Source organism: Paenibacillus woosongensis (genome assembly GCF_030122845.1).
GTDB lineage: Bacteria > Bacillota > Bacilli > Paenibacillales > Paenibacillaceae > Fontibacillus > Fontibacillus woosongensis_A.
The window spans coordinates 3,675,381-3,701,204 of record NZ_CP126084.1 but is presented as its reverse complement, the minus strand read 5'-3'; the positions used below and the strand labels follow the sequence as shown (position 1 = coordinate 3,701,204).

The window sequence follows — 25,824 nt, the reverse complement described above, 5'->3', positions numbered from 1 at the left end:
AAATGATTTCACAAAGGAGAAACCAGCATGATGACGAATCAGGAATTCAAAAATCCAATTGTAGAGCAACGGGCAGATCCTTGGGTTTACCGGCATAGTGACGGCTATTATTACTTTACGGCTTCTGTTCCGGAGTACGATCGGATTGAGGTGCGCAGAGCCCGAACGATTCAAGGGCTTGGCGAGGCACAGCCCGTTGTGGCTTGGAGAAAATATGACACCGGGCCGCTTAGCGCCAACATTTGGGCTCCGGAAATTCATTATATTCAGGGGAAATGGTATATCTACTTCGCCGCTGCACGAACAACGGAGACGAAGGACGGCTTGTTCGATCACCGGATGTACGTTCTGGAGAACAGTGCAGTTAACCCGCTTGAAGGAACTTGGGTAGAGAAAGGGCAGGTTCGCACCCGCTGGGAATCTTTTGCCCTGGACGCAACCGTGTTCGAGCACCGGGGGGATCTGTACTATGTGTGGGCGCAGAAGGATCCTGAAATTGACGGCAACTCGAATATGTATATTTCCAAAATGAGCAATCCGTGGACGCTGACAGGAGAGCAGACGATGATCTCAACCCCGGATTATGACTGGGAGATCATTGGCTTCAAGGTGAATGAAGGAGCAGCGGTCTTAAAGCGCAACGGTAAAATATTCATCAGCTACTCGGCCAGCGCCACGGATCACAATTATTGCATGGGACTGTTGTGTGCAGACGAAAATGCCGATCTGCTAGATCCGCAAGCCTGGTCCAAATCTCCGGTTCCCGTCTTCCAGACGAATGAGGAGAACGGACAATATGGTCCGGGACATAACAGCTTTACGGTTACAGAGGACGGCCGGGACGTCATTGTCTATCATGCCCGCAATTACAAAGAGATTACAGGGGATCCGCTGTATGATCCAAACCGCCATACGCGCGCCCAAATCTTTCATTGGAATGAAGACGGAACGCCGAACTTCGGGGAACCGCTGCCGGATGCGCAACGAACTCGGTAATTTGCTGCTTGTCTTGTAAGGGGAAAATATTATTTTTCATCTGGAGGGCATCATTTTGAACAATGTCGTGATCGTTAACGCGGACATCCGCAAAGGAATTATTAATAAGAATATTTAAGGCCATTTCTCGGAGCATTTGGGCCGCTGCATTTACGAGGGGATTTGGGTTGGCGAGGACTCCCCGATTCCCAATACGAAAGGAATTCGCAATGACGTTCTTCAGGCGTTGAAGCAGATCAAGGTTCCGGTGCTGCGCTGGCCGGGAGGCTGCTTCGCCGACGAATACCATTGGAAGGACGGCGTCGGGCCTAGGGAAAGCCGCAAACGCATGGTCAACACGCATTGGGGCGGTGTGGTTGAGAACAATCATTTTGGAACCCACGAGTTCATGCTGCTCTGCGAGCTGCTGGAATGCGAGCCGTATATTTGCGGCAACGTGGGCAGCGGAACGGTACAGGAGATGTCGGAATGGGTCGAATATATGACCTTTGACGGCGAATCCCCCATGGCGAACTGGAGACGAGAGAATGGCCGTGAAGAGCCGTGGAAGCTGAAATATTTTGGCGTGGGGAATGAGAATTGGGGCTGCGGCGGAAATATGCGTCCGGAATATTACGCGGATTTGTACCGCCGTTATCAAACCTATGTACGTAATTATCGGGACAACAACATTTATAAAATCGCCGGCGGGGCGAATGTGGATGATTATAACTGGACGGAAGTGTTAATGAAGAATGCTGGCTGGCTTATGGACGGATTAAGCCTGCATTATTACACGATTCCGGGGGACTTCTGGCTGGGCAAAGGATGTTATGGGCAGGATCGAACTGGTATGATGCCGGAACCGGCGTGAATACAGTTCCGAGAGAATGGACGCATTTTGCCTTCACCGTCAACAAGGGCCATGTCACCGTGTACGTGAACGGAGAAGAGAAATTTACAGGCACCGGCTTCCCGGATGTGTTCCTGGATGACCAAGGCACCTTTAGCTTGGGCGTGAACTGGTGGGATGCGCCGTTCAAGGGCATGATCGATGAACTGCATATTTACAAGGGGGTCATTACGGCGGACCAAGCTGCGGCGCTGGCCCATAAATAAATTCGATTAGAGCGTGCAAAGAGCTGATCCGCAGGTAGATGCGATCAGCTCTTTGTTCTGACTCTGACGACGGGGGGATGGGAGAATTGCCTGCGGAACTGCTGTGGGGAACAGCCGTATTTGCCGGCGAACCGATTGGAAAAATACGGAGTATTCCTAAAGCCGACGTAATTGGCGATTTCCGCGATCTTCCATTCCGTTTTCAACAGCAACAGCTTGGATTGCTCCAGACGGTAATGCTGTAAATAATCGTTCGGCGTCATCCCGTAGACCTGCTTCATGCAGCGCGTAATGTAGTTGTAATGGTAGTGCAGCGCCGCAGACATATCCCCGCTCGTCAGCTCGGTGCGGTAGTTGTTCCGGATGAAGGCCTCGGTCTTCTCGGCGACGGCGACGGCGGGAGACGTATACTGTTCGAGCTGCCGTAAATCCATCATGCGCAGCAGTTCCTCGAACGCCTGCTGCTGTGTCCAGAAGGCGCTGGATTGGCGCGTACCTGGCGTTTGCAGCAGCGTCTCCATAAGCTGGTAAGCTCTCTCCGGGTAAGGCATGTCCCACATTTTTGGCAGCTGGATGTCATAGGGAGAAGTCAGAAATTCATGATAATGCTGCTCCGACTGGAGAGCGATCTGCTGGCCGGCAGCGAATTCGGCCCATTCGCATACGGAATGAAAGTGAACCCAGTAAAATGTCGTATCCTCCTCGCAAGGCTGAACCGCATAATGATAACGATCAGGGAGCAGCAGCAGCGATTGCCCGGCCGTCAAGACCCATTTCCGCTGCTCTTCACCGATGAACAGCGTCCCGGACTTCATAAGGATGAGATCGAATTTCCCCATGTTCTGCCGGTTCGGGTGCTCTTCTCCCGGTGCGTATGAGGTATAGCCGCATTCCAGGTAATACGGAGCGGGCGGAGCCGGAAAATGGACGATTTCTGTGGCTCTGATCATAGGAATCCTCCTAGTCCATCGTGTGATTATGAGTGTGAAATATTATAAATAATAGGTTGGTACTATCAATGTTAATTATTAAATATATCGGATAGAATCAGAATTGTCAGTATGATATTTCGAAAAAGGGAGGGCTCCAGCATGAGTAAATCTATACCGTTTCAGCATGTTGACAGAGTGCCGCTTGATCACGTGAACATCCAAGATGATTTTTGGAGCTATTATATTGATTTGGTGCGCAGCGTCGTAGTTCCTTACCAATGGGATGCACTGAATGACCGGATCGAAGCCGCCGAGCCAAGCGGGGCTATCCGCAATTTCAAGATTGCCGCCGGGCTGGAGGAGGGCGAATTTTACGGCATGGTGTTTCAGGACAGCGATGTGGCCAAATGGCTGGAGGCTGTATCCTATTTATTAGAATCGCGGCCGGATCCCGAGCTGGAGAGCACGGCGGACGAAGTGATCGAGATCATCGCCAAGGCCCAGCAGGAGGACGGTTATCTTAATACTTACTATACGCTTAAAGAGCCCGGGAGAAGATGGAGCAATTTGGCGGAATGCCATGAGCTCTATTGCGCAGGCCATATGATCGAGGCGGGGGTGGCCTATTACCGGGCGACGGGAAAAAGAAAGCTGCTGGACGTCGTATCCCGCTTTGCAGATCATATCGACTCCGTATTCGGCGCGGAGCCGGGCAAGCTGCAGGGTTATGACGGACATCAGGAAATCAAGCTGGCCCTCATTAAGCTTTATCACGCAACCGGAAATGAGCGCTATTTGCGCCTTGCCCAATATTTTGTAGAGCAGCGGGGCCAGAAGCCGAATTTCTATGAAATACAGCTGAAGGAACGCGGAGGCGAGAGCCACTGGACGGGAATCAATCATGCGATCGATTTGCAATACAGCCAGTCGCACGCGCCCGTCAGGGAGCAGGAGCAAGCAATCGGCCATGCTGTCCGCGAGGTCTATATGCTGACGGGCATGGCGGATGTGGCGGCCGAGACGAAGGACGAATCGCTTCTTGCAGCTTGCCGGCGTCTGTGGGACAACATCGTGTCCCGGCAGATGTACATTACTGGAGCGATCGGCTCCATGCCGCAGGGCGAGGCATTCTCGTTCGATTACGACCTGCCGAACGATACCGTATACGCCGAAACGTGCGCTTCCATCGGGCTGATTTTCTTTGCGCACCGGATGCTGCGGATTGCTCCCCAGGCGGAGTATGCCGATGTGCTGGAGCGGGCGCTGTACAACACGGTTGTTGCCGGCATGTCGCGGGATGGCAAGCATTTCTTCTACGTTAATCCGCTAGAGGTTGATCCTAAAGCCTGCCGCGGGGCAAATCACAAATTCGACCATATCAAACCGGTGCGACAGGAGTGGTTCGGCTGCGCCTGCTGTCCGCCAAACGTAGCCCGTCTGCTCGCTTCACTAGGGGAGTATATTTATATGGTTCAAGAACGTACCATCTATGCCCACCTCTATATTGGCGGGGAAGCGAAATTGAACGTTGGAGGCAGCGAGGTACAGGTGATGCAAACCTCCAGTTATCCATGGGATGGACGGATTCGGTTCGAAATCAACCCGCAGAAGCCCGGTGAATTCGCTCTCGCGCTGCGTATTCCAGGCTGGTGCAGACATGCCCGCCTGTCCGTCAATAACGAGCCATATCCGGTGAACGGCCAAGTTATTCAGGATGGCTACGTTTATATCTCGCGGAATTGGCAGCAGGGAGACTTCGTAGAGCTGGTGCTGGATATGCCGGTGGAGCGTATGCGCAGCCATCCCCTGGTTCGCGGAAATGCGGGCAAAGTTGCGCTGCAGCGCGGGCCGCTTGTGTATTGTCTGGAACAGGCGGATAACGGCGCGAACCTGCATGAAATCGTACTGCCGGCCAACGCCAAGCTGGAGGCGAAATTTGATAACGGCTTGCTGGGGGGAGTCGTAGCGATCACGGCCCAAGGCCTGCGACAGGATGCCGCCAAGTGGCCGGGCGGGTTGTACAGCTCGGAGGCCGTACCAGGTCTGCAAGAAGCGAAAGTGACATTTATACCTTATTACGCCTGGGCGAATCGCGGTGAAGGCGAAATGAGCGTATGGGTTCGGGAGACGTTCTAACTGTAAGGCGCTGTTTGTTCGGAAAGGGTTCCATGCCGCAGGCAATCCACAGCTTGGAACCCTTATTTTCTTATCAGCACAATGTCAAAATAGTGCAATAAATGCACAGGATTATGTAGGCCAAGAACCGGGAGTCGGGTATATGATGAATGAAAGCGCTTAACTCTAACTGTGATATGAGATGACAGTTTATTTGTATTGGTACCGTTTATAAATAAATCCGGAGGAGGAGTTCTGGATGATTGACGTCCTGATTGTGGATGATGAGCCGAAGCTGAGAGAAGGACTTCGCGCGTTTATCGATTGGGAAGCTCTTGGTTACCGGGTAGCGGATACGGCGGCCAATGGAAACGAAGCGCTGGAGAAGTACGCAATTTGCCGGCCGGGGCTCGTTATTGCTGATATTAGAATGCCGGGCATGGACGGGCTCCAGCTTATTCAGCGCCTTCGTGAGCAGGATCCCTTGCTTCATATCCTGATTCTAAGCGGATATGCGGATTTTGACTATGCCAAGAAGGCCATCGCTCATCGGGCCGACGGTTATTTGCTTAAACCAGTCGACGAGGACGAGTTAATAGAGTACCTCCGGGGGATCAAGGCGGCGATCGAAGAGGAACGGGCATCGGAAGAATGGCAGCATGCCACGAAGGAGTGGACGAGGGAAGCTTTGATTCATATGCTGCTCACGGATACGGAGCATACGTCGGATGACCGCCGCCAGCTGAAGGATCGGGCCGAGGAACTGGGGCTAATATGGAATTGCTACCAGGTGCTGCTTGTCGCTTTGCATGACGAATTGACGGAATCGGTGCTTTATCTGCTGAGAAGGGCTATGGCCGAGACCTTCGAGCAAGATGACCGAGGCCTTGTTTTCGAGCTTTACGGGCAAGTCGGCGTACTGCTGAAGGAACCGCTGCTTGCTATAGAGAGGGAAGGCATATACCGCTCCATCCGGAATGCCATAGGTGAGACAGGCGTAGAATTCACGGTGGCGCTTGGCTCCAAGGCAGGTTCGTTAAATGAAATAGCCGGTTCCTACAGCGCTGCGCGTGAACTGATCAAGCTGCATTTTTTTCTTGATGATGGGAAGCTGCTATGCCAGGACGATGCGCATAGTGAGTATGAAGAGGGTTGCTCCGAGGTTCTCCCATCCGAAACTCTAACGGATCAAATATATTACGCCGTCGATATCGGCAATATGAAAGCCGTGAAATCACTGGTTAGGCAGACTGGGCGCAGCTTGGTTGCGGAAGGATATTCCGAGACGGATATCAAACGCCGTTTCGTGGAAATTTTAACCTCCGTTATGGGCAAGGGGCTGCAGCAGCATCCTGAGCTTCAGCAGCATAACAAGCCCTTCTCGGATATGCTGGCCGAAATATATCATTTGCGCAGCATCCAGGCGCTCTATGACAAGATCGATTACTTTTTCCAGCAGCTCATGAGCAACCTGGGGGAGAAGGCCAAACACCGGGAAGTCAAAATTATGCTCGATCTGATCGAACGGAATTTCAGCGACAACCTGAAGCTGGAGACGCTGTCGGGCGTCCTGAACTACAATAGCGCCTACTTAGGCAAGCTGTTCAAGAATGAGACGGGGGAATACTTTAATACCTATCTTGACAAGGTTCGGATCGAGAAGGCGAAATCTTATCTTGAGGCCGGTTTTAAGGTGTATCAGGTAGCCGAGAAGGTCGGCTACACGAACGTCGATTATTTTCACTCCAAATTCAAAAAGTACGTAGGCACTTCTCCGTCCGCTTATCGCCGGCATGCGAGCAGTGAGTGATCAGAACGAATCAGCAAGCTCTTCGTTAAAGCGAAGCGCAAAAATGCAGGCTTAGGCTGCGCCATCCGATCTTTCCAGGCATCATCCTGGAAAGATTTTTTTGTCCAATTTCCGAGCACGCAGCTAACTGTATTTGCTGTAGTAAAAGGATACGGTCTATCGCTGAATGCGCCATTAACTGGATTTCTAGCAGTTAGTATTTAAAAAATGGCCCGATAGGTTGAAAAGCTGTGTTTTAGTTACTTTAAATACAGCTATTTTGCGAAACAGCCTTATTGAACAGTAATTAGATGCATGAAATCCATTCAATCCATAAATCCACTAATCCATCCGGTAGAACGGAAAGCCTGCTCAGTAGTACGAAGAACTTAGATTATTATATGAAAACATGACTAATCTTCCGTGTATGAAGTCCTTTTCACGCGAGCTATCATGACAGTATGGGAAGATAGCTGGAAGCAGCGCGGAATTCAAAAGCGCTTTCAAGGTTGAAAATCATGCAGAAATGAGGTCATTTTACGTGGAGAATCATTACCAGTTTCCATTTCAGAATCCCGATTTGCCGCTGAACGAGCGGGTGAACGACCTGATCTCGAGATTTACGACGGAAGAGAAGATTCAATTAATGTGTCAATACCAAGCGGAGATTCCCCGGCTGGGCGTAAAAAAATACAAGCATGGCACCGAAGGGGCGCACGGCGTAGCCTGGCTTGGCGAAGCGACTGTGTTTCCGCAAAATACGGGCCTTGCCTGCACGTGGAATCCCGAGCTGATGCATGAAATCGGCGCGGTCATTGCCGATGAAGCCCGGGTGTATTACCAGCGTGATCCGGCCATCAACGGCCTGACGATCTGGGCGCCGACGGTCGATATGGAGCGCGATCCCCGCTGGGGCCGGACCGAGGAGGCGTATGGGGAAGATCCGTGCTTGACCGGACGCTTGACGACTGAGCTAATTAAGGGAATGCAGGGAGACCATCCTTTCTACTATAAGACGGTAGCCACCTTGAAGCATTTCTATGGGAACAATAACGAGATTGACCGTGGCAGCGCTTCGGTCAGCATCGACCCTCGGAATAAGCGCGAGTACTATTTGAAGGCGTTTGAAGCGCCATTCCGTGAAGGTCGCGCTGGCTCAATGATGACTGCGTATAACGGCATCAACGGGACGCCGTGCAACTTGAACAATGAAGTCAACGAAATTGTCAAAGGCGAATGGGGCATGGACGGCTTTGTCGTGGGCGATGCCGGGGACGTGCTGGGAACGGTTATGGATCACGGTTATGTCCAGTCTTATGCCGAGGCGGTCGCAGGCTCGGTAAAGGCGGGAATCGACAGCATCACCGATGACCAGGACATTTCATTCCAGGCGCTGCGCGATGCGCTGGAGCAAGGCATTCTGGCAGAGAGCGATTTAGATCATGCGCTGCGCAACACCTTTCGGGTTCGCTTCCGTCTAGGAGAGTTCGATCCGGATGACCGCAATCCTTACAGCCATGTGCCGGAGTCGAAGCTTTGCGCGCCGGAGCACTCGGCCCTGTCGCGGAGAGCGGCTCAGGAATCGATCGTGCTGCTGAAGAACGAGGGACTGCTGCCGCTGCCGAAGGGGCAGGGCTCCGTTGCCGTGATCGGACCGCTTGCAAATGAGGCTTATACCGACTGGTATAGCGGCACGCCGGCATACAAAATTACGCCGCTTCAGGGCGTGATGGAGCAGTTAGGCACGAGCCGGGTCCATTTTTCTACGGGAAATAACCGGGTTCGTCTTCGTTCTGCCGAGAACGGAAATTATATTTCCGTTGCTCCCGAAGACGGGCAGCTCAGAGCGGACACGGTATCTGCCGAGCAAGCCGAAGTATTCGAATGCACGGACTGGGGCTGGGACAGCCTTACGTTGCGGGCGCTGGGCAACGGCAAATTCATCACAGAACGCGACCACGGACAGGGCGGAGGCATTGCCGCTGTCTCGGAGGAGGCCAGCGGCTGGTTCGTCAAAGAGGTGTTCAGCTTCGCCAAAGGCGAGAAGGACGCGCTCGTCATGAAATCCTGGGAAGGCAAGGCAATCATCGAGGATGAGAACAAGCGGCTGGTCGTCGCCGAAGTAGAGCAGGCTGCTGCAGCTGTAAGCGGATTTTATGTAGAGGTCGTGCAGGACGGGCTGAAGGAGGCTGTCGATACGGCGAAATCTGCCGATACGGCCATTGTATTTGTCGGCAACAATCCGTTCATCAACGGAAAGGAAACGACGGATCGCGCCGACATTATGCTGCCGCCATCACAGCAGGCCATGATTCAGGCCGTACATGCTGCTAATCCGAATACCGTTGTCGTTATTGTCGGCAGTTACCCGTTTGCGGTCAATTGGGAGAAGGAGTATGTTCCTTCTATTATCTTTACATCGCATGGGGGACAGGAGCTTGGACATGCGGTGGGCGACGTGCTGTTCGGAGATTACAATCCGGCTGGACGTTTGAATATGACCTGGTACAAATCGGCCTCCGAGCTGCCGGACATGATGGATTATGACATCATCAAGGGCAAAAGAACCTACCAATACTTCGAGGGCGAAGCGCTGTTTCCTTTTGGTCATGGACTCAGTTATACCGAGTTCGCATACAGTGATTTGACTTTAAGCGCCGTTAAAGTATCCGAAAATGAGTCCGTCACCGTATCCGTGAATGTGCGCAACGCTGGGCAACTGGACGGTGACGAGGTCGTTCAGCTGTATGTCCGCGCGAACCACTCTCGGGTTGTACGCCCATTGAAGACGTTAGGCGGGTTCCGGCGCATCCATCTGGCCGCCGGGGCATCGGCTACAGTAACGTTCGAGCTGCACAGCGCCGACCTGGCCTTCTGGGACGTAACCCGGGATCGTTACTGTGTGGAGCGCGGAACATATACGCTGATGGTCGGTCGTTCGTCCGGGGATATCATGCTCGAAACGTCCCTGGAGGTTGAAGGAGAACAGATTCCGGCGCGGATGGCCGCAGCCCCGGTGAGGGCTGTAAACTATGACGACTACGAGGGCGTCTTCATCGACGAATGCCGCGAGGGCGGCGAAAGCGTGGCCTGTAAGTCTGAAGAAGGCTGGATCGCTTTCCATGACATGGAGTTCGGAAGCGAGGCTCAGCGGTTTGAAGCGAGAGTATCGGGAGCTATCCGGGGCGGCGAGATCGAAATCGCGCTGGATGCCGCGGACGGGCCTGCCGCAGCCCAATGCCGGGTGCTGCCGACCGGCGGACCACAGGCATGGACGACGATATCGGTTCCGGTCGAAGCAGTTTCTGGCCGCCGGCAGCTATATTTGAGGCTGAAGGGCGAGGTCCGGCTCAGCTGGTTCCGGATCGTTTGATTTAAGCTTCGATCGATTCGAACCATTTTTTGCGGAATTCCGAAGGGGAGCAATTCATCGCCTTCCGGAATACCCGGATGAAATAGCTGATATTGTCATAGCCTACCTCAAGAGCGATGTCGGATATTTTGCGGTCAGGCTCCCGAAGCAGCTCGACGGCTTGCCGGATTCGGTAGGAATTGATGTAATCCATCGGGGTCTGCCGGGTCATGGATTTGAAGAAGCGGCACAGCTGTCCTTCGCTCATCGGAATGAGCGCGGCTAATTCGGAGAGCCGGATTTGCTGGCCATAGTTCTGCTGAATGTAATGGATGACCTTTTTCAGCCGCTCGATTTTGAAGGAGTCATTGCCGGTCGTAGCCGCACGGTTGCACAGCTGGCCACGTACCGCTAATTCCGAGAGCATAAGATAGAGATGCCCTTTGACAGAACCCTCATATCCGGGAGCTCTCGCCTCACAGCTGTCCATGATCGCTGCCAGGTGCTGCAACAAGGGTTGTCCGTAATCATGCTTTTCGGATATATGACGGGGGAACGTGGCTTTTCTTTCCTGCAGCGGGAGAATTAAATTCTCCTGAACAGCGTCATAATAAGCGCTGGACAGCATATTCGTTCCAAATACGAGCGTAAAAAAAGAGCAGCCCTGTTCTCCATGGGCATGCGCGGCGTGAATATCGCCGCCGTCGATAAATACGGCTTCCCCGGCCCGCACGACGAAATAATCGGTGTCTACCTGGAACAGCGTCTCTCCCTCCAGGCAGTAGAAGAACTCGGCTTCCTCGTGCCAATGGCAGTCCACGACGTGCTCGCCTGGGCCGAACTGGTACCAGTAGGTGCCAAATGGCAATCTTTCGTCGCCATGAGTCTTGCTCTCCTTCAGAGAGCGGCGCAATGCTTGATCCATTCTGCTCACCTCATCAATATTGTGTTATAAATTCATTAAATTATGTTAGAATGGGTTATTTTTTATCAGTATAATGCAAGTATAGACGGTTTATTGCAAGATTACAACGATATTAGAAAGGCGGTTCTAAACGATGAAATTTACAGACGGCAACTGGTTGATTCGTGAAGGATTTACACTGTCGACAGCAGTGCAGGCCCACGATTTTACGATTGCGGATAATAAGCTGACAGCCTATGCTTCAACAAGGCCGATCCAAGGTCGTGCCAATACGATCAACGGCCAACTGCTGACGATTCAATTCCACTCCCCGCTACCAGGCGTCATCGGCGTGAAACTGGTGCATTTTGCTGGTACAGTGGATCACGGTCCTCATTTCGAACTCGCAGGCGGCAGCGGCGATCATGTCCAAATTACGGAAAACGACGATTACGCCGAGCTGAAAAGCGGTAATTTGAGCGTCAGAGTGAACAAGGGGCCGCAATGGTCTGTTGATTTCTACCGCGGTTCGGAGCGCATTACCGGCAGCGCGTTCAAATCCATGGCTCATGTCGAGGAGAACGGCGGCGCGGTATATATGCGCGAAGAACTGGATCTTACGGTAGGCGAATGGGTATACGGGCTTGGAGAACGCTTTACTTCCTTCGTCAAGAACGGTCAAGTCGTGGATATCTGGAATAAAGATGGCGGCACAAGCTCCGAACAAGCTTACAAGAACATTCCTTTTTATATTACGAACAAAGGATACGGGGTATTTGTCAATGATCCGGGCGCTGTTTCCTTTGAAGTAGCTTCCGAGAAGGTCAAGAAAGTACAATTCAGCGTTCCTGGGGAATCGCTTGAGTATTTCGTCATCGACGGTCCTGAGCCGAAAGAGGTTCTGAACAAATATACGGCGCTTACGGGCAAGCCTTCCCTGCCTCCGGCATGGACGTTCGGGCTGTGGCTGACGACGTCGTTTACAACGAACTATGATGAAGCGACGGTCAACTCCTTTGTTGACGGCATGGCGGAAAGAGATTTGCCGCTGCATGTCTTCCACTTTGACTGCTTCTGGATGCGCGAATTCCACTGGACGGATTTCAAATGGGACGAGCGCACTTTCCCGGATCCGGAAGGAATGCTGAAGCGTCTTAAAGAGAAGGGGCTTAAAATTTGCGTCTGGATCAATCCATATATCGCTCAGCGCTCCGCTCTGTTTGAAGAGGGCAAGAAGCATGGCTATCTTGTGAAAAGACCTAACGGCGACGTATGGCAGTGGAATTTGTGGCAGCCGGGAATGGCGCTTGTTGACTTCACGAATCCCGATGCGTGCGAATGGTTCGCAGGCTATCTGCGTGATCTCGTAGATATGGGCGTGGACAGCTTCAAGACCGACTTCGGCGAGCGGATTCCAACAGATGTCGTCTACCATGACGGCTCCGACCCGGTGAAAATGCACAACTACTACACTCAATTGTATAATAAAGTTGTGTTTGAAGTGCTGGAAGAGAAGCTTGGCAAAAATGAAGCGGCATTGTTTGCCCGTTCGGCTACAGCGGGCGGTCAGAAGTTCCCGGTTCACTGGGGCGGCGACTGCTACGCGGACTACGAGTCGATGGCTGAGAGCTTGAGAGGCGGATTGTCTCTTGGCGTATCCGGCTTTGGCTTCTGGAGCCACGATATTGGCGGATTCGAGAATACGGCTCCTGCCGACGTGTTCAAGCGCTGGCTCGCATTCGGACTCCTGTCCAGCCACAGCCGTCTCCATGGAAGCAGCTCTTACCGGGTTCCATGGGCATACGACGATGAGGCGGTAGACGTAACGCGCTTCTTCACGAAGCTGAAATGCCGTCTGATGCCGTACTTGTTCGACACAGCGGTTGAAGCGACGGAGCAGGGCGTGCCGACGATGCGCGCGATGTTCCTGGAGTTCCCGGAAGATCCGGCAAGTGAAATGCTCGACCGTCAATATATGCTGGGCGACTCCGTGCTGGTGGCACCGGTATTCAGCAAGGAAGGCAACGTAGCCTACTACTTGCCGGAAGGCAGCTGGACCCATCTATTGACGGGCGAAACGATCGAAGGCGGAAAATGGCGCAAAGAGAATTACGATTTCTTCAGCCTGCCGCTCTTCGTGCGTCCGAACTCCATCCTCGTTATGGGCGCGAACGATGTCAAACCGGATTATGACTACGCTCAGGACGCAGATGTCAGATTGTATCAAATCGAAGACGGTGCGCAGGTATCCCGGAAAGTTCGCAACGTGAAGGGCGAAACCGAGCTGGAAATCGCGGTATCGCGCGAAGGCTCTACGCTCCGCATTACGGCGGAAGGCGCAGGCAAGCCGTTTAACATCAGTCTGCACGGCTTCGGCCAGGCAGCATCGGTGCAAGGCGGCCAGCTGAATGCCGATGGCAGCATCGCAGTAGGCGCATTCAGCGGCAAAGCGGAAATTCAAGTTACACTTAAATAAACAAGTTGGATTCAAGTGGAAATATCCCCTGCATCGCATAGGGGATATTTTCCGCTTTTATTGGGTGTTTTCGTTAGGACACTGGCGGTAACTAGTACCCTTCGTATACATTTTTCGCCTTACGGAAGCTCAAGAACCGTTCATTGGGGATTAAATCCATATCGAGGAGTCATGTTCGATACACCACAGGAGGAGTTATGTTTGATCACACCATAGTAAGTAACGATGTGGGAGTCTAGCGAAATGTATTTTATACATCTAGTTAAGCTGTTTTATCAGAAAACCATGCGCTAAATGCAAAACATGCAGTTAGTTTGCCTGAATGGAGTGAATTCGGCTAACAAGCTTAAAACTACATGTAGGTTTTGCAGTTAGCTCCCTCTAACACGGCCAAAACCGATGAACTAGTTGCATGAATTACATCTAGTACCTGATCCTGACCATTTAGATATAGTCATAAATCCCGTAACCCGGTTTTGTCATAATAGAGACGCGGAAGGGACAAGTCCATCGAAGGATAGTAGAGTAGCAGAGTAACGGTTAAACATCGGGGGTGTTTTTTTGCGAACTAAAATGGTGCGTTTGTTGAATGATCTCAAGCTGAAGCACAAGCTGCTGATGACTTATATCGTAGTCGTTATGCTGCCCGTCCTGATCGTGGGCGGGGCGGTAACGGGTCATTTTCGCCAGCAGGCGATGGAACGCGCGATTGAGCAAACTACGAACGACGTAAAAAAAATCAAGACCCAGCTAGAGAATATGCTTCGCGTGCCCACGGACCTGTCCAACACCTTTATGTTCGATAAAACGCTGGAAAGAATGGCGACTGCCCAGTATCCAAGCGTGTTCGAGCTGACCAAGGCTTATTTGAGCTACGATGATTTCAAGGAATATGTTCAGCTGTATCGCGGGATTTCTGCCATTCGATTCTATTATGACAACCCGACGCTCATTAACAATTTGGAGCTGATTCCGCTGGAGGAGGCGACCCGCTCCGCGCTGTGGTATCAGAGGGCGATGGAAACGAAAAGCATAGGCTGGTTCTATGTTGCGGATGGTGATGATTTTCCCGCCCGGAAACTGAGTTTGATCCGGCAAATTCCTTTTCCCGAGCATCGTTCCAGCGGGGTGCTTATGATTGTGCTGAACCAGGAGGAATTGAACCGGATGCTGGGCCAGGAACAGTTCGAGACGCTGATCTTCGATGAGCAGGGATATATCGTGGCAGGCAAAAATCCGGATCTGGTAGGCAAAACGATCCATCAGCTCGATTACGGGATTGATCTGCACCAGCAGCCAAGCGGTGCGCACAAAATGGAAATGCAAGGCGAGCCCTCCTACGTGGTCGTCGAGGATTTGATTCCGGAGTCGAGCATGAACGGATTGAAAATCGTTTCCGTTTTTGCGACGAAGGCTATTGTCAAGGATGCCAATCAGGTTAGCCTGCTTGGTCTGCTTTTTATATTGCTCGTGCTGTTCATTGCGCTGTTGTTTGTGTATATCGTCTCGTTCCTAATGACGAACCGGCTGCTGCGCCTTAGCCGCCATTTCAATCGGCTGGCGCTTGGCGACCTTGCTGTGGTGTCCTCCGTCGACGGGAATGATGAGATCGGGCAGCTGTCGCGGCAGTTCAATTATATGGTGGAGAGCATTAACCTGCTTATGAACCAAGTCGTTGAGAAGACGGAGCAGAACAATGCGCTTGAGATCGCTCAAAGGGAGATCAAGCTCAAGATGCTGGCCAGCCAGATCAACCCGCATTTTCTATTCAATTCCCTGGAGTCGATTCGGATGAACGCTCATATGAAGGGGGAGAAGGAGATTGCGAACGTCGTCCGGCTGCTGGGGAAATTGATGCGCAAAAATCTGGAGGTAGGCAGAGATCAAATTATGCTGAAGGAAGAACTAGAAATGGTTCGTTCCTATTTGGAAATCCAAAAATTCCGCTATGAAGATCGGCTGGAGTACGAGCTAGTCATAGACCGCAAGTTAGAAGGCATTTTCATGCCGCCTCTGATCATTCAGCCGCTCGTGGAGAATGCCGTCGTACATGGCGTGGAGAATAAGGAAGGCGGAGTTCATGTCAAGCTACTCATTCAGGCCGTGGACGACCATGCGGAAATAACGATTCAGGACGATGGCATGGGGATGACCCAGGAGCGGCTCAAAGAGGTTAGACGATCCATAGCTGAAGCACATACCGACGTGAATAACCGTATTGGATTAAGCAATGTCCAGCAGAGGCTAACGATGACATTCGGTGATAAGCATGGTCTGAACATTTCGAGCGAATATGGCAAAGGTACATTTATTTCTTTCACGATACCTTCAAAAGAGGAAAACATCTAATTATTCCTGGTGAATGTCTAATTTCTATATGGTTTTCTCTGAAATCTGTCGGGTATTCCCTGGCTCCCTTCTGGTTTATCTTAAATATATAGTCAGAAGGGGGGATTGGACAGACACATGAAGACGCTCTCAGCGCAAGCCGATACTAGAAATGTAAGCGTAACCCCTAATCCGCAGAAGAAGCGGAAGAAAGGATTTTGGCGAACTGTAGTACGGCAAAGATACCTTTATTTGATGTCCGTGCCATTCGTAATTTGGTTGTTTGTTTTTAACTATTTGCCGATCTGGGGCTGGACGATGGCTTTCCAGAACTATAAGCCAGCTAAATCGTTTTTCGACCAGAAATGGGTCGGTATGAAAAATTTCGTGGATCTGTTTCAGGATGAGAGGTTCTACCTTGTACTCAGAAATACGCTGGCGATGAGTGTCATGGGATTGATTGCGGGATTTGTGATCCCGATCGCCTTTGCGATATTTCTGAACGAGCTGAGGGGTAAATTTTTCAAAAGAACGGTTCAAACGGTATCCTACCTGCCTCACTTTGTTTCTTGGGTCGTCGTGGCGGGGATTATTACCAAGATGCTCTCCAGGGACGGCGGGGTTGTCAACGAGATTTTGCTTGCACTTCATATTATAGATGAGCCCATCCAGTTTATGGCCAAAGGCCAATGGTTCTGGGGAATTGTAACCGTTTCCGACGTATGGAAGGAGACCGGCTGGAATGCCATTATTTATTTGGCCGCCATCGCGGGGATCGACGGGGAACTTTATGAGGCGGCCAGGGTAGATGGAGCCGGACGGTTCCGGCAAATGTGGAACATTACTTTGCCAGGAATCCGGACGACGATTTCCGTGCTCTTGATCATGTCGATTGGCCATTTGATCGGAATCGGCTTCGAGAAGCAGTTCCAGCTCAGCAACTCGCTTGTCACGGACTATTCGGAAGTACTTGACCTGTATGCGCTCAAGTACGGTATTAACATCGGACGCTTCTCCTACGGTACCGCTATCAGTATGTTCACCTCTGTCGTAAGTATCATTTTGCTGCTTGCAGCGAACGGCATCATGAAGAAAACAACAAAAGAAAGCATCATGTAAGGGGAGGGGACAATATGGCGTCATCCAAAGCGTTTAACGCAACTAAGGCGGATAAGATTTTTGATATTATCAACTTTATTATCATGGCACTGATCATGGTTGTCACATTATATCCTTTCCTGAACGTGCTTGCGATTTCACTCAACGATTCGACGGATACGGTTCGCGGCGGCATCTATATCTGGCCTCGAGAATTTACTTGGGAAAACTATAAAACCATCTTTAGCTATACCGGCCTGATTGTAGGCTTTAAAAATACGATTTACCGGACGATTATCGGAACCGTGCTTGGACTCATCAGTTCATCCATGCTGGCATACACATTAAGCCGCCAAGATTTCGCATCACGCAAATTCGTATCGACCTTTCTGGCGCTTACCATGTATTTCTCCGGCGGCCTCGTTCCGACGTACATGCTGATGCGTCATCTTGATCTGATTGGGACGTTCTGGATTTATATTTTGCCCGGGATCGTTAGCGCATTTAACGTATTCGTCATCCGTTCCTTTATTGACGGATTGCCATATGCTCTGCAGGAATCGGCGACGCTGGACGGCGCAAATGATTTCAAGATTTACTACAAGATTATTTTGCCGCTTTGTAAACCGGTTCTAGCGACCATCGCCTTGTTTCTGGCCGTAGGACAGTGGAATTCCTGGTTTGATAACTATCTGTATAACGGAAACAAGCCTCATTTGACGACACTGCAGTATGAATTGATGAAGGTGCTGGCAAGCACGAACCAGGGTTCCGGAATGGCCAATGCGAATGACCTGGCCAACCAGATGGCCCAGGTATCGCCGGAATCGATCAAGATGGCGATTACGATTGTCGTAACGCTCCCAATATTGTTCGTATATCCGTTCCTGCAGCGCTATTTCGTATCAGGAATGACGCTTGGAGCTGTTAAGGCTTAAATAGTTCAGAAATTTCCAAATTTAGGATTGTAAGCACTTACCTTAATTTTGGTATACGCAGGAACAGCCTGTTATACAAATATGGTTGTGATTATGACATGAGGGGGAAAGTAGAAATGAAGAAGTGGAAAAATCCAAAGACGATTGTCGCACTTCTACTGGCAAGTATGCTGCTGCTCAGCGGCTGTGGAAGCTCCGGCGGCGGCAACAAAAATGCGGGGAATGCTAATACGGGCAACACGAACCAAAATGCAGAGGCGGGAGCGGATACGAGCCCGATCACCTTTACGTTCTTCGGGGCGGACGCTAGCCCGAATTGGAACAACATGCAGGACGAAGTCGGGAAAGCCATTACCGAGAAAACCGGGGTTACCCTGGATGCAGAATTTGACGTAGGCGCCGGCGGCGGCGAGAGCAAAATTGCCTTGATGGCAGCGAGCGGCGATGTCCCTGATCTGATTTTCGCGAAAGGCGAGCTCTCCAAGCTGGTGGATGCAGGACTTATTATTGATTTAACCGATTTGATCGACAAGCATGCGCCGAACATCAAGAAAATTTTTGGCGAGAACATGAACCGCTTGAAATACAGCAATGAAGATCCGTCTATTTATTCCATCGTGTCCAACATGGGTGTAGACAACCAATACTTTGACGCGACCGGCGGTTTCGAAATCCAGCACCGCGTGTTGAAGGAACTAGGTTATCCGAAGGTTCGCACCCTCCAGGATTATGAAAACGTATTAAAAGAATACTACGCCAAACATCCGACTACGGACGGACAGCCGACAATTCCCCTGACTTTGAGCGCGGATGACTGGAGAATCATGATCACGGTCACCAACCCGGCATTTCTGGCTACAGGCGCTCCGGATGACGGCGAATACTATGTCGATCCGGAAACCTATGAAGCGAAGCTGCATTACAAACGTCCGGAAGAGAGAGAATACTTCCGCTGGTTGAACCATATGTACAATGAAGGCCTCCTCGACAAAGATACTTTTGTTCAGAAGGAAGACCAGTACAAGGCGAAAATCGCCAGCGGCCGCGTGCTTGGTCTAATTGACCAGGAATGGGGTTACATGGATGCGGAGAATGCGCTGAAAACTTCGGGTAAAAACGAATATACTTACTCTCACTTCCCGGTTACATTAAGCGAAGAGTATGTTGACCATTCCTTCCAGCCTGCAGGCGTAGATGGTTATGGCATCGCGATCACAACGGCTTGTAAAGATCCGGTTCGTGCGATTCAATTCCTCGACTGGCTTGCTTCCGATGAAGGTCAAATCCTCAGAAACTGGGGGATTGAAGGCAAGCATTACACGGTGGATGCAGACGGCAAACGCGTAATTCCTGCTGAAATTACGGACAGAAGAATGAATGATACCGCGAATTTCACGAAGGATACAGGTCTTGGCAATCCAGGCGGTTTATACGCTGCAATGAGCGCCCGCTATGGCGATGGAGTCAAAGATTCTACAGGTAATTACTATACGATCAATTTCCCTGAACAAATCGTGGAGTTGTATTCCGATGCTGAAAAAGAATCGTTAGCAGCTTACGGCGCAACGACCTGGAAAGACCTGTTCCCGCAAGAAAGCGACTTTAAAGCGAAGGAATGGGGCGCACTGTACAACATGCCCGTTCCTACGGACGGCGACTACCAAATCATCTTCAAGAAAACACAGGATATCATCCGCAAAAAGATTCCGGAAGCGGTTCTGGCCAAACGCGAAAACTTCGACAAAATCTATGATGATTTCCTCGCTGAGCTGGATAAAGCAGGCGCAGAAAAAATGGAAGCCGAGTATACGGAGCTTGTTAAAGCAAGAGTGGCTCTGTTTACAGGGAAGGAAATCAAATAATTCAGCTATGAGGCTGATTGGATTTATGAAATTGTATAGCTTGAATCAGGAAGAGGCCCGGAATTTCCCGGGCTTTTTTCTCTAAGTTAGTGCAAACGGAGGGAGAACATGAATAGAGAGCACCCTGCTGGCCGTGAAGGAACCAAGCTATGGTACAGACGTCCCGCCTCCCGCTGGGAAGAAGCACTTCCTATCGGAAATGGCAGGCTGGGCGGTATGGTATTCGGAGGAAGCCGCAGCGAGCTGATTGCGCTTAACGAAGATACGCTATGGTCCGGTTTTCCTCGCGACACGCAAAATTATGATGCGCTTCGTCACTTGAAACGGTCGCGAGAGCTCATATTTGCGGGGGAATACAAGGAAGCGGAACGGCTAATCGAGGCGAAGATGCTGGGCAAGCGCACGGAATCGTACCAGCCACTGGGCAATTTGAAATTGGAGCATTTGGGAACAGGCGAGATTACGGATTATTACCGGGAGCTGGATTTGGACACAGGCATTGCGGCCGTGACCTATCGTGCCGACGGGAGCAGGTTTACGAGGCGGGCATTCGTCAGCGCGGTCGATCAGGTGCTGGCCGTTCGTCTGGAGGCGGAAGAGCAGGGAACCGTCCATCTGTCTGTCGCCTTGGACTCTCCGCTTCAGCACAGCGTTGGGACATGCGAGCAAGGGAGCGGTCTTGTCCTGCGGGGCCGGGCCCCGAGCCATATCGCCGACAATTATCGGGGCGATCACCCGCAGTCCATCCTTTATGAAGACGGGCTGGGGTTGTCGTATGAAGCACAATTGCGCGTGCTGCACGAAGGGGGAAATCTGGCTGTGCGGAGCGGCCGGCTTGATATAGCCGGCGCTAGCTCGGTGACGCTGCTGCTGGCGGCTGCGACTGATTTTGCTGGTTACCGGGTCATGCCGGGGACGGATACAGGGATTAGCGCAGCCGAGAAATGCAGACAGCCGCTCGAAGCCGCGGCTCGACACGGCTATGACCGGCTGCTCAGCCGGCATATCGAGGATCATCAGGCATTGTTCCGCCGGGTGGAGCTGGAGCTGGATCCGCAGTTATCCGCGGAAGGCAGCTCCTTGCCGACAGACGAACGACTCAAGGCCTATCAGGGGGGCACGCCGGATCCGATGCTGGAGGCGCTCTATTTTCAATATGGCCGCTATCTGTTGATGGCTAGCTCGCGGCCCGGCACGCAGCCTGCGCATCTGCAGGGAATATGGAATCCGCATATGCAGCCGCCCTGGAATAGCAATTACACGACGAACATCAATACCGAGATGAATTACTGGCCGGCGGAAATATGCAATTTAAGCGAGCTGCATGAGCCGCTGTTTCGGATGATTCAGGATTTGAGCGAGACGGGGGCGCGGACGGCGCGGATCCATTACGGCTGCCGGGGCTGGACGGCGCACCATAACGTAGACCTGTGGAGAGCCGCTGGGCCGTCGGACGGGGAGCCGAGCTGGGCGTTCTGGCCGATGGGCGGAGTATGGCTAAGCCGGCATTTGTGGGAGCATTATGCCTTTAATCGGGATCGGCAGTTTCTGGCGGAGACGGCTTATCCGTTAATGAAAGGCGCTGCGGAATTCTGTCTGGATTGGCTTGTGCCTGGACCGGGCGGCGAGCTGGTTACCGCACCGTCAACCTCGCCGGAGAATAAGTTTCTGACGGAGGAAGGGGAGCCCTGCAGCGTCTCAGCCGCCTCCACGATGGATATGTACCTTATCCGGGAATTGTTCGGTCATTGCCTGCAGGCGGCTGAGCTTTTGGACATCGACGGGGAGTTTGCCCATCAGCTCGCGGAGGCCCTGGATCGCATGGCCAAGACGGCAATAGGGCTGGACGGCCGATTGCAGGAGTGGTGCAGGGATTACCCGGAAGCCGAGCCGGGTCATCGCCATGTGTCGCATCTATATGGGCTCTATCCCGGCAATGCCATCACGCCTTCCCGCACGCCGGATTTTGCTGAGGCAGCTAGAAAGACGCTGGAGAGCCGGATCGCTCAAGGGGGCGGACATACCGGCTGGAGCTGCGCCTGGCTGATCAACCTGTATGCGCGGTTGAAGGACGGGAATACGGCGCATCGTTTCGTGAATACTTTGCTATCCCGCTCGACGTATCCCAATTTGTTCGACGACCACCCGCCGTTTCAGATCGACGGCAATTTCGGCGGCACGGCGGGCATTGCCGAGATGCTGCTGCAGAGCCATGAAGAGACGATTGAGCTGCTTCCGGCACTGCCGGAGGCATGGAAGAACGGCCGATTCCGCGGGCTTAAAGCCAGAGGCGGCTTCACGGTTAGCGCCGCTTGGGAGAACGGCCGCCTTTGTTCAGCTGAATTGACCCCCACCTTGACAGGATGGTACTCAGTTCAGTATGCGGAGCCGCTAAACGTTCAGTCGTCTGACGGAACCATCGTCAATACAGGGGAACGGTTCTGGGCGGAATCGGGCGAGACGTACTTTATTCAACTGCGGAACTAAGGCGCTGCGGCACTATGGAGCTAAAATTGTTACGGCTGTTTTGCCGGTCACAACCCTTTAGCTCCCAGCGCGCGGGGTTTGCCGCAAGATCAACCTGTTGACAAGGGTTGAAAGAGATATTAAGATGATGCAATCATGCACCGCCAAAATCCTTAAATGTAAGAGGAGCATATTCTCTATGCATTTACTGATTTGGTGGTTTTTTGTTTCCTAGAACTGAAAGGGGAGACCTTATGAACAGAAAATGGTTAACGCTAGGCTTAGTCCTGGCAGGATTATTGGCAGGATTACTAGCAGGATGCTCCTCCACTTCCTTACTGGCACATGAAAAGAATTTATCCAGTCAAACTATGTCTGAGGAAGCGCAAGCGAGCGAGCGCGCTGAGAACAGTTCTGGAGGGGCTGAACAACCACAAGCAGGGCAGAGCTCTGAGCTAGGAGAGATGGAAGCTGAACCAGATTTGGAGAGCGATCAAGCGGAGATGGGGCAGAATTCCGAGCAGGAAGGGGAAGAAGCTCAGCTAGACGCTGAGGAGGACCAAGCAGGAGATCAGCCGATTGTCGAGGTTGCGAGGAAGCGAGAGCTGCCTGAAGGGTTTGTTTATGCAGATGAGGTGCTCGAGCATGCCTTCTATGATATTCGCTATTATAGTGAATACAACTTTGTTGGAGAACAAATCGACGGCTATCATGCGCCGTTTGCTATTTTAAGCGTGCAAGCTGCAAAGGCTCTAAAAAAGGCAGAACATGCGTTGGAGCCGCTGGGCTATTCCTTGCTCATTTATGATGCCTATCGTCCGCAAAAGGCGGTGGAGCATTTCAAGAAATGGGCGGCAGATGAGCAGGATGTCAAGATGAAGGAGGAGTTCTATCCTGACATTGACAAGAAAAATGTGTTCAAGCTGGGCTACCTTTCGCAGCGGTCAGGCCATTCACGCGGAAGTACTGTAGATTTAACCTTGGCTGATCAAGAAACAGGAGAGCCAATTGATATGGGCGGTATACATGATTTCCTGGGCGAGATTTCCGCGCATGATGCAGCAGGCTTGACAGAAGCGCAGGCTAAGAACCGACTGCTGCTCAAAGAAACGATGATGGCTGCCGGTTTCAAACCGTACAACAAGGAATGGTGGCATTATACGTTGAACAACGAGCCGTATCCAAAGAAGTATTTTGATTTTGATGTGGAATAGCGAGCGGTGCGTTGAATTCGTAAGAAGCAGGCGGGGCTATATAAGCTGCCGCTTTTTTGTGCTGCAAAAAGTATTAACGGCAAAAGGGTTGAATCTTGTTACTGCCATGCAGCTTAAGTCTTTAAAAACTTCATTCATCATCAGATAAGGCGATGTTAATCTTAGAACGAGCAAACAACAGCTATAGACATTATGAAACGGGGAATTGGAGGCTATGTAAACATATAAGGAAGGAGGCCAGTTCAAGCTTAAGCATAAAAACGAAAAGTTGTCTCTTCAATTCCTGCAAAGGACTGGATTTTTTTGAGAGGATAGGTTGTTGGGGATTGGATTAGTTATAGTTCTATGAAAAGAACGCTTATTTTCAAGGCAATTTGGAAGCGTTTTCTATTAACTTCTCTTGCCGCACTTGTGCTTGCTTCTTGCGCTATAATAACACCGGCATCCGTTTCGGCTTCGCCTGACAGTGATTATCAGGTTGAAATTATAGAAAGTGAGAGCAGTGGCTTTACTCATCCTGGCGTCGGTGTAACTAAATCTATCCTGGAAAACATGAGAACGCAGGTATTAGCGAAGAAGGAGCCGTGGTATTCCTATTACCAAGCTATGACCGTATCCTCCGCGGCTTCAAAGACGGTGGCTTCAAGCCATGATCATTCGGATTTGGTCTCAGATGGATCCGGATCAGTATGCGTATTTTAATGATGCTCGTATCCATACCGGTATTCCGCTGAATCGAATGGTTACTGCAGCAGAAATTGGCAAACATTTTCTATCAACGAAAGTGTACCGTACCGTTACATTCGGATATATAACTCTGGCGCATGGTATGGCAATATGGCGGAGCTGCGTTTGCATAAGGCAGAGCCGGTAACATTGGAGAATTTGACGATAGCGCCCGAGACTGTTTCGTTAAAGGTGGGCGGAAACGCAAGGATTGAGCGTCACGGCGAACTATTCGGACGAAACACAGACAGACGTAACGTCAACAGCAAGCTACAGTACAAGCAATGAGGCCGTGGCGACGGTCAGTGAAGCTGGCGTAGTGTCAGCCGTATCAGCAGGCATATCGGTCATTACGGCGACATATGAGAACGAGAGCGTTATGGTAGGGGTGAAGATAACGACACCCAGCAGCAGTGGCAGTACGGGGAGTGGGAACACATCACGCCCAACGGAGCCGGCAGGGGCTGTTGCTCCAACGGAACCAATACAACCTGCCATTGTCCTTACTGTAGAAAATCGTACAAAATGCAAGGCGGTCTATTAATCAAAAAAGCCCATCAAGTAAAAATAAATCAAATGATCCTAAAATGGCAATTGCAAGACTGCCCAGAAGATGGAGGCCTCCGTCTTCTGGGTATTTTGTCATCTAGCCCCAGTTTGACTTGTTGTTATAGCTAAAAGTTATTATGAATAGACTTTGCGGAACTGCTGCGGGGTCATGCCAGTATTTCTGCGGAACGTCGCAACGAAGTGACTTGGGTCGCGAAACCCGGTATGCTCCGCTATCGCCGCCACCGTTAAATCGGAGCGGCCGGCCAGCAGCTCCTTCGCCTTATGTATGCGCATCTGCACGAAGTAGGCGTACGGGGACAGGCTGAAGGCCCGCTGAAACAGCTTGCTCAGCTGCCGTCCCGACATTTGGGCGGTTTCGGCGAGATCATCAAGACCGACATCGCTATCACTAAAATTCTGCTCCATCCATTTCAATACGGGAATCAGCCTTTCGATGTTCCGGGAGGCGGACATCTGGCTGACTTGGCCGTATTTGCTAAGCAGGCCAAGGAAGCGGTAGGCATCCGTGGACGTCTCGAGCCCGAACATATCGGTGTCCGTGTCGAGTCTAGCCAGCATGTGGCTCAGCAAAGGAACAAACGGCGAGTCGGTGTCCAGGCGGTACAGCGATGAAGTCAGCACGCCAAAGGATGCCAGAATGTGCGCGGCAGCCTCGCCTCCGAAAGTCAAATAATAAGTGCGCCATACTCCGGCGGGATTAGCTTCGTAACGATGGGGCAGTCCAGGGGGCAATAGCACGCCTGTTCCTTCGGTCAGCCTGACCGTTTCATTGGCAAAATGCAGGATTCCCTCGCCTTCTTCGGTTTGAATCCAGTGATATTTAGGATACCCTTCCGGGCGGGAGATGGGCTCCTGCTCAGGATTATAGCCGATGCTCTCTACGCTAACCGGCAGCCCAGAGGCGCCGGACGGTGAGAATACGAAGCGGCGCATCGCTTTTGCGGTCATCAGAATCAC

At 51.6% G+C, this 25,824-nt stretch carries 17 protein-coding genes and 1 pseudogene; 15 read left to right on the top strand and 3 right to left on the bottom strand.

Annotated elements, in window-relative coordinates:
* The first annotated feature begins 27 nt into the window (after positions 1-27).
* From QNH46_RS17030 to QNH46_RS17020, 3 genes and pseudogenes are all read left to right on the top strand, one after another.
* Positions 28-996 carry a glycoside hydrolase family 43 protein gene (locus QNH46_RS17030; protein WP_283925325.1) on the top strand — a complete coding sequence of 323 codons (969 nt, stop codon included), beginning with the start codon at positions 28-30 and terminating at the stop codon, positions 994-996.
* A gap of 55 nt (positions 997-1,051) precedes the next feature.
* Positions 1,052-1,801 (top strand): annotated as a pseudogene (locus QNH46_RS17025) (alpha-N-arabinofuranosidase); the annotation flags it as partial.
* A 2-nt stretch (positions 1,802-1,803) separates the two neighbouring features.
* Positions 1,804-2,094, top strand: coding sequence for a LamG domain-containing protein (locus QNH46_RS17020; RefSeq protein ID WP_283925324.1), 291 nt, complete (start codon positions 1,804-1,806; stop codon positions 2,092-2,094).
* A gap of 44 nt (positions 2,095-2,138) precedes the next feature.
* Here the strand turns inward: QNH46_RS17020 and QNH46_RS17015 are convergent, their stop codons facing one another.
* Positions 2,139-3,044, bottom strand: a complete 906-nt coding sequence (locus QNH46_RS17015) for a helix-turn-helix transcriptional regulator (RefSeq protein WP_283925323.1) — start codon at positions 3,042-3,044, stop codon at positions 2,139-2,141.
* Between the two features lie 141 nt (positions 3,045-3,185).
* On the opposite strand from QNH46_RS17015, the gene QNH46_RS17010 reads away from it, so the two are divergent.
* From QNH46_RS17010 to QNH46_RS17000, 3 genes are all read left to right on the top strand, one after another.
* Positions 3,186-5,162 carry a glycoside hydrolase family 127 protein gene (locus QNH46_RS17010; protein ID WP_283925322.1) on the top strand — a complete coding sequence of 659 codons (1,977 nt, stop codon included), beginning with the start codon at positions 3,186-3,188 and terminating at the stop codon, positions 5,160-5,162.
* A gap of 238 nt (positions 5,163-5,400) precedes the next feature.
* Complete coding sequence (locus QNH46_RS17005) at positions 5,401-6,951, top strand: response regulator transcription factor (RefSeq protein WP_283925321.1); 1,551 nt, start codon at positions 5,401-5,403, stop codon at positions 6,949-6,951.
* A gap of 520 nt (positions 6,952-7,471) precedes the next feature.
* Positions 7,472-10,303, top strand: a complete 2,832-nt coding sequence (locus tag QNH46_RS17000) for a glycoside hydrolase family 3 protein (protein ID WP_283925320.1) — start codon at positions 7,472-7,474, stop codon at positions 10,301-10,303.
* A 1-nt stretch (position 10,304) separates the two neighbouring features.
* Here QNH46_RS17000 and QNH46_RS16995 read toward each other — a convergent pair whose 3' ends face one another.
* Positions 10,305-11,207 (bottom strand): AraC family transcriptional regulator, encoded by a 903-nt coding sequence (locus QNH46_RS16995; protein ID WP_283925319.1) that lies wholly within the window; start codon positions 11,205-11,207, stop codon positions 10,305-10,307.
* 133 nt (positions 11,208-11,340) lie between these two features.
* On the opposite strand from QNH46_RS16995, the gene yicI reads away from it, so the two are divergent.
* The 9 genes from yicI to QNH46_RS16950 all read left to right on the top strand — a co-directional run bounded on the left by yicI (position 11,341) and on the right by QNH46_RS16950 (position 24,838).
* The gene (gene yicI / locus QNH46_RS16990; RefSeq protein ID WP_283925318.1) at positions 11,341-13,662 is read left to right on the top strand and encodes an alpha-xylosidase; all 2,322 of its coding nucleotides are present in this window, start codon (positions 11,341-11,343) and stop codon (positions 13,660-13,662) included.
* A 573-nt stretch (positions 13,663-14,235) separates the two neighbouring features.
* Complete coding sequence (locus QNH46_RS16985) at positions 14,236-16,011, top strand: sensor histidine kinase (RefSeq protein WP_283928471.1); 1,776 nt, start codon at positions 14,236-14,238, stop codon at positions 16,009-16,011.
* Between the two features lie 117 nt (positions 16,012-16,128).
* Entirely contained in the window at positions 16,129-17,109 is a 981-nt protein-coding gene (locus QNH46_RS16980; protein ID WP_283925317.1) for an ABC transporter permease, read from the top strand.
* 14 nt (positions 17,110-17,123) lie between these two features.
* Positions 17,124-18,026: a carbohydrate ABC transporter permease gene (locus QNH46_RS16975; RefSeq protein ID WP_283925316.1), complete on the top strand. Its 903-nt coding sequence runs from the start codon at positions 17,124-17,126 to the stop codon at positions 18,024-18,026.
* Between the two features lie 116 nt (positions 18,027-18,142).
* Positions 18,143-19,888, top strand: a complete 1,746-nt coding sequence (locus QNH46_RS16970) for an ABC transporter substrate-binding protein (RefSeq protein ID WP_283925315.1) — start codon at positions 18,143-18,145, stop codon at positions 19,886-19,888.
* Positions 19,889-19,996: 108 nt separating this feature from the next.
* The gene (locus tag QNH46_RS16965; RefSeq protein ID WP_283925314.1) at positions 19,997-22,375 is read left to right on the top strand and encodes a glycoside hydrolase family 95 protein; all 2,379 of its coding nucleotides are present in this window, start codon (positions 19,997-19,999) and stop codon (positions 22,373-22,375) included.
* A gap of 350 nt (positions 22,376-22,725) precedes the next feature.
* Positions 22,726-23,568: a M15 family metallopeptidase gene (locus QNH46_RS16960; RefSeq protein ID WP_283925313.1), complete on the top strand. Its 843-nt coding sequence runs from the start codon at positions 22,726-22,728 to the stop codon at positions 23,566-23,568.
* A gap of 345 nt (positions 23,569-23,913) precedes the next feature.
* Positions 23,914-24,270 (top strand): hypothetical protein, encoded by a 357-nt coding sequence (locus QNH46_RS16955; RefSeq protein ID WP_283925312.1) that lies wholly within the window; start codon positions 23,914-23,916, stop codon positions 24,268-24,270.
* A 235-nt stretch (positions 24,271-24,505) separates the two neighbouring features.
* Entirely contained in the window at positions 24,506-24,838 is a 333-nt protein-coding gene (locus QNH46_RS16950; RefSeq protein ID WP_283925311.1) for a hypothetical protein, read from the top strand.
* Positions 24,839-24,978: 140 nt separating this feature from the next.
* Here QNH46_RS16950 and QNH46_RS16945 read toward each other — a convergent pair whose 3' ends face one another.
* Positions 24,979-25,815: an AraC family transcriptional regulator gene (locus QNH46_RS16945; RefSeq protein WP_283925310.1), complete on the bottom strand. Its 837-nt coding sequence runs from the start codon at positions 25,813-25,815 to the stop codon at positions 24,979-24,981.
* Positions 25,816-25,824: the final 9 nt, after the last annotated feature.